At 39.8% G+C, this 6,096-nt stretch carries 6 protein-coding genes and 1 pseudogene; 3 read left to right on the top strand and 4 right to left on the bottom strand.

Features of this window, described 5'->3' with window-relative positions; all coding sequences use genetic code 11:
• The 3 genes and pseudogenes from AB6E51_RS23810 to AB6E51_RS23820 form a co-directional block, all read left to right on the top strand.
• Positions 1 to 293 (top strand): annotated as a pseudogene (locus AB6E51_RS23810) (helicase); the annotation flags it as partial.
• Positions 294 to 374: 81 nt separating this feature from the next.
• Complete coding sequence (locus AB6E51_RS23815; protein WP_102333863.1) at positions 375 to 722, top strand: hypothetical protein; 348 nt, start codon at positions 375 to 377, stop codon at positions 720 to 722.
• Between the two features lie 64 nt (positions 723 to 786).
• A complete protein-coding gene (locus tag AB6E51_RS23820) occupies positions 787 to 972 on the top strand; it encodes a hypothetical protein (RefSeq protein ID WP_102333862.1) in 186 nt (61 codons plus the stop codon).
• Between the two features lie 419 nt (positions 973 to 1,391).
• On the opposite strand, the gene AB6E51_RS23825 is transcribed toward AB6E51_RS23820, so the two are convergent.
• From AB6E51_RS23825 to AB6E51_RS23840, 4 genes are all read right to left on the bottom strand, one after another.
• Positions 1,392 to 2,366: a ParB family protein gene (locus tag AB6E51_RS23825; protein ID WP_076656855.1), complete on the bottom strand. Its 975-nt coding sequence runs from the start codon at positions 2,364 to 2,366 to the stop codon at positions 1,392 to 1,394.
• Positions 2,367 to 2,371: 5 nt separating this feature from the next.
• Positions 2,372 to 3,640 carry a ParA family protein gene (locus AB6E51_RS23830; protein ID WP_102331893.1) on the bottom strand — a complete coding sequence of 423 codons (1,269 nt, stop codon included), beginning with the start codon at positions 3,638 to 3,640 and terminating at the stop codon, positions 2,372 to 2,374.
• Positions 3,641 to 4,304: 664 nt separating this feature from the next.
• A complete protein-coding gene (locus AB6E51_RS23835; protein WP_076656853.1) occupies positions 4,305 to 5,150 on the bottom strand; it encodes a RepB family plasmid replication initiator protein in 846 nt (281 codons plus the stop codon).
• 421 nt (positions 5,151 to 5,571) lie between these two features.
• Positions 5,572 to 5,913 carry a helix-turn-helix transcriptional regulator gene (locus AB6E51_RS23840; RefSeq protein WP_076656852.1) on the bottom strand — a complete coding sequence of 114 codons (342 nt, stop codon included), beginning with the start codon at positions 5,911 to 5,913 and terminating at the stop codon, positions 5,572 to 5,574.
• Positions 5,914 to 6,096: the final 183 nt, after the last annotated feature.

Consider the following 6,096-nt stretch of genomic DNA (forward strand, 5'->3'; position numbering starts at 1 on the left):
TGTTGGAGTTCCCTTCGATTGTGTTTACCAACACCGGCTATAACGTCTACACGCTGATGCAAGCGGCCAGACGCAGCTGGCGTATTGGTCAACGAGAGGATGTGGACGTGAGCTTTTTAGGCTACCAAGACAGCGCGCAAATGGCGTGCCTTGAATTGATGGCCAAGAAGATAGCGGTCACCCAATCGACCTCTGGCGACATGCCGGATAATGGATTGGATGTACTCAATAGTGATGGCGACAGTGTGGAGGTGGCGTTAGCCAAATCCTTACTCAAGCAAACAACGCGTTAAGACGTTAACGTCTTAACTTCCCCCAATGGGCATCTGATGCCCGTTGGGCTTGGGTGCCCATCGACTTTTAAGGACACAATGATGACGCAACTCATATCAACCGACCATGCCTTAGCCTTTGCGTATTTCAAAGAAGGCTTTCCGTATGGCGACGACAACCACTTATTGTTTGAGCAGGTCTCAAACGGTGGGGATTTGGAATTTTTCACTCTCGTACTGGAAACAGTCATTCCTGTAGTCGAGCACTATCTGGCGCAATTTGAGATAGACGCGCCCGATAAGTTGTACCTCTTCTACGGGGAGGCGTTTCCTTGCCAACTGAAACGGTTACTTGAGCGTGAGCCCAATCCTACCCGACAAGCGTTGGAGCAATGCGCTGACAAGGTCTTGCAACACATCGCCCAGGCGATGCGTGAGATCCGACAATAATTCAACCCAAACCGGGAGCTTGCCTCCCGGTACGCTCCCTTTTTATCTTAATTGGAGCAAACAAATGAACTATTGCATCAACTGTGGAGAGCAGGGCGCATTACAACCTCTCGATGTTCCAGCCAACGAAGAGCCACCGTTCTTAGAGCGTGGTGAGTTTGGAGCAGATAACCGCTATAGCCAAGAGCAGCCTGTCACGATATTACAATGTCAGCACTGCCAACATGAGATGATTGACTTATCATCGTAAACAAGAAAGGGAGAGCATGATGCTCTCCCTTCTTTTTTTGACTCAATTCCACCAAGCAAGCGTCTGAAGCAACCTGACTACTATTACCTATAGTCCACCGATAGACATTGAAGCAATACCCCTAATGTCCTGCGCCCAGCGCTGTGGTTCAGAAGGCTAGTATTTTGTTTCAAAGGGTAGGCTGCGCCAAAGGGGAAAGGGGTCAAGGGAAGGGTTTTCCCAAGGGAAAAGCCCTATCCGGAAAGGGAAAAAGGGCGAGGGTGTCACTGACAAACTTTATTGTTCCAAAACACTAAACAACACTAGAAAGAGTAGCCATTAAGCTTACCAACCCTTCCGACCACCCCCATTGCTTTGGCAATAAAATAACCTTAACACATTGATATATAGCGAGTTAATTCATTTCCGACAAGAACTGGTTAACTCGTCAATATCTGATTCATGAAGTCATCAATTTGTTTTTGCTTGTCTGCAGGTAATCGCGTCAGCTCATAGATAGTTTTTCTTCCATCTTTGCTGATCTTGCGTTTTGCAGAAATATCTTTCTGGTCAAAATTGCCCAGTTGTTCTTCTTTCCATTTTGGAGTTTTCTCTACATCTATGTGCTCATTCACTAACTCTTCCATGATTTTGAGCGTAATAAGTTGTTGGTCTTTTATAGAGTTAGACTTATCTAATACACCTAACCTACCCAATAAATCACGAGCAAATGATTCAACATCAAAGTTACCCTTTATTAACTTTCTCTGACATCCGGCAATCTTTCCATAAAAAGAATTAGGGATACCTTCGTAATCCACGAAAACCTCTCTCAGAGCCTTGACTATATTTAAAGACTCTAACCTCTTTCGAAGTGACTCTTTCCCCATCCCCAAATTTTCAGCTAATTCAGCTACGCTTAATTTTTCTACAGATAATCCCTTTAACTTGGCAATCTTCAGTAAATATTCTCCATGCTCTGGATAAGACCACCTCTTAACTTCTTGAGAATCATTGATTAACCTTAAAAGCTCTTGCTCACTTGGCTCACCATCGATAACCCAAAGAGGAAAGTCAACCTTACCGTTTATGCAACAGAAACGACGTCGACTAGAATCGAGTACAAGGTACTGGCCATCCTTCCTAACTGCGATACCTTCTTGACTTACTCCATTAACAACGATCGACTCATAGATATCAGCTACTGCATCAATTGTTAATGCATCTTGGTTGCGAGGGTTAAGGTAATGAATGGCCGTTTTCGATTCAACATCTGATCCTTTAATGGTGATCCGCTTAGCATCATATTTACCACCTAAAAACTTCTTAGTCGCAGATAACGCGAATAGATCGCCAACACCAGAAGAAGATGATGATTGACCAGTTAGTTGAGCTTTGTTTTTCGTTCTCTTCACAATGACTACCCTTTAGTTGCCTTAATCTTAATTTCGTCGATAAATGCCTTGTATGCCTTATTAGACGAGCTAATGGCCTCATCGTATTGCATTGCAGTACAGTTACTTTCTGATTTTTTAATGTCATATATCGTTCGATTAAGGCTCGCAGCTTCTAAAAATAATGGAGAGTGGTAGATAGGAGATACGACCAAGTCATCACGTACTGAGCGAAGCAATCTGTTAAACGTTTTACGCTCATGCTTTTCACGCTCATTATAATTAACAGGCAACACTCTGAAGTAACTGATGTTACCGCCGCCCGATGGTAGGTTTCGTGCAATGTCACCAATAGTTAATAAGTATGACTCAGTAGATGCATAATCATAAGCTTTGGGAGAAATAGGGGTAAGGACACCATTGGCGGCTTCCAGAGCGGACCAAACAATAGGGCTGTTTTGAGGGGGTAAATCTAAAATAATAATGTCATATTTTGATTTTAGGATCGGAATAATTTCTTTTTTCAACCGAGAAAGCAATTGTACTTGCTTTTCTTCATCTGAAGCCATGTAGTAGTCAGAAAATTTCTCATCGGTAGGGAAAGCCGTCATGACATCCAGATTTGGTAGATGAGTATTAAACACCGATGCCAATACAATTTGCTCAAAAGGGACACCATGTTCAAGCAAGGCTTTAACTTGATTTTCGTCACCTTGCTCTTCCGTAAGATCATAACATTGAAGATCAGCAATAGTAATGTAGTGCTGCTCTCTAGACTCGTCGATTTGAATGATCCCACGAGCTGCTGAGCCTTGCGGATCTAAGTCTAGAAGGCAAACTTTAGCATTCAGATCTAAATCAAGTGCCGCTTTTGTCGCAAGAGTAACAGCTGTTGTGCTTTTACCAGTTCCGCCTTTGTAGTTACTAACGATGACAACAAATGACTCGTAAAAATCAGAATACTTCTCAAATTCAAAGTATTGCATGATTTGTTGTAGGTGCGCTCTGGTAAATAAGTGCTTGCGATGATGATAAATAGGCTCATCTACATGGCCATCTGCAATCGCTTGATCAAGCTTCTTTTGATAAGTTTTCTTTACGCACTTCATCTCAAAAAGTGAATCGTATACTTCGGTCTTATTTAAGCAGTGATTATAAATAAGACGGCTAACCCCTTTGGGTAACTCTTCATCCGTAACTTCTACCGTCATAATATCCCGAAGCGAATCCTTTAAAGACACACTCTCTTCTTTCATTCGGCGACCAATAGCATCTACTTTATCAGCAAAATTCATCGTAATTTACCCTATCAAAAACATAACCTCATAATACACAAAAATTACACACCAACAATGGGTAAATTCAGCTTTTGTATGTAAAATTCATTTTTTAGGTTATTTATTAAAACTTAACCAAAATGCAGTTTACGCTACACCATTACCAATACACCTAATAGGATCGAGTAAAGCGACTAAGCAAAACCAACTATTGAGCGACAATTACCCTGACCAACAGTAAAGGCTACACCAAAGATAAATTAGCACTCAGTTCTCATATAAAAAGATTACAAATTTCAATACTTCTCAATTACTTAAAAATACACAACGGTTTACGCTACACCTGAAGTAACATATAAGGGACTATCAAGGAGTTATTAGAACAACAAGAAAAGCAGTATGGGTTACACCTTACGTGTCCATATTCGTTGATAAATATAAATACAAGGGAGGATTTTAAAATACTTTCAATAACTTGGAATTAACAAAAGAGTCAATTGGTGCAGTTTACACTACACCAATTAATAAAAGTGACTAAATTTAGAACTGAAGAGGCAGCTTAGGCTACACCTTTTATGGAGACATAAACGAGTAACGCAGAATTAAATACAGTTTGGGCTACACCGTATTTACCAATACAGTAGCAGTAATAGGTACACCCAAAATAAAATGCAGTCAGTATCTAATTGATCTCAGGGAGAGCTTTATTTCTTTTGGTGATCTTGTAGGCCCATTCACCATGCCATGTCGTCTCCTGACCATGTAAGTAACCAATTGATTCTAATCTCTTAATTGCAGATTTAATAGAACGGTTCGCTTCCTTATTACTCATACTTAAAGCAAGACGATCTCTCATACGACTTAAAGATACTGGGAAGGGGTCTTCAGGTAGGCACGCAAAAAATAAATACAAACATTGGGCAGTTTCGGCTCTTGGAATGGACGAAAGAGTGCGCATACTAATTAGGATTTGACGATCAATACGATACAACTCCCATAAGTCAGGATCACCTTCCAAAATGATCGTATCACTATCCATATCGTACACAAACTTTTTAAGCAAAGATGTTGAGGTTGCTTTAGAACCATCTTTTGTGGCCATACTTATCTTTTGGCTCTGGATGCGCTCAAGGGACTCCTTTATACGTTTACGAAACTTAGAGTTCAACATCTGTGTACTAAATCCACAAAACTTTGTAAATTCAGAGAGTTTCATTGTTATCTTATCGGAGTCGTAACCATATTTAGAAAAAGCGAAAACAACCCCACACCACACTTTAAAGTCGGTCCGAACATTGAGCCTCTCCCCCTTTAGTGATGCGTACTCGTAGCCTTCACGCTTGTACAAAGATATATCTCTGAACTCATCGCTTACATTGTGCTTAACAACGGTAAGATCATCACTTTTATTGCTGTTTTTAGCAATCGGCGTAAATAAAGCCGTACGAATTAATATATTAGGTTGGATAGTATGTGTATCAGATATAACCAGACCATCACTAATTACAGATAAGAGCTTGTTTTCCATAGTTAATATCCAAAATGAGTTACTAACATACTTTACAGTGCATGCTACACCATACACAGCCTATGCTACACCGTCTACAGTAAAGGATACACCATATACAGTTTATAATACACCTATCACAGTTTATGCTACACCTAGATCAACGATAAAGCCATTACTGACAAGGCTTCAGAGCGAACAAGGATCAATTTGGATCAATTTGGTTCATATTAGGTTTAGTTTAGGATAATTAGTCCTGTGGATAAGTGGATAACTATTGTTTTTATAATGTTAAGAGCTCTCTGACGGGCAACGCTTTGGCGTTCCTGTGTCGGATTTATGCGATGGACAACTATTCGTTCGTTTCTCACGAAAGTTGACCACACACAAATCAAAATTGTTACACTCAAAAAACACTAACATTTTCTTCGCTATATAATGATTAAACTTTTAGTCGCTCTAATAATTTATTTAATAGATTAAGGAAATCATCGTTAGACTCTTTTTCAGACAAAATCTTATCTATAAGCTCTTGTTGAATAAGCCTTATTCCTTTAGAACTTTTAAATTGTTTATAAGATTCGTATTGCTCACCAAAAAGAACTTCATTTGCATCTAGATTTAAGATGATACAAAGCTTGGCGAAATTTTCAGTAGTCATCTTTCCTGTTTTTACCCATCTACTAACAGCTGCTCTATCAACACTACATTGCCTCGCAATTTCACCATAACTAAGGTCTGAATTTTTTATTAATTCTGAAATACGAAGATCTAATGGTTCCATTGTTTAGTTACCCAAGTTTAATTAAAGATAAACGCAATAGCTTATATCGGGTTGACATTTCCTCTTAGGTGAATAAAATCACCATTAACTAAAGTCGCTCTTTAAAAACCCACTCATGCACTACACCTCGACACCAAATTTAGTGCGCGCATCCCACTGCGCACTATTGCGAGCCCCTAATGC

The organism is Vibrio sp. 10N.247.311.47, assembly GCF_041467535.1.
In the GTDB taxonomy this organism is placed as follows: domain Bacteria; phylum Pseudomonadota; class Gammaproteobacteria; order Enterobacterales; family Vibrionaceae; genus Vibrio; species Vibrio crassostreae_C.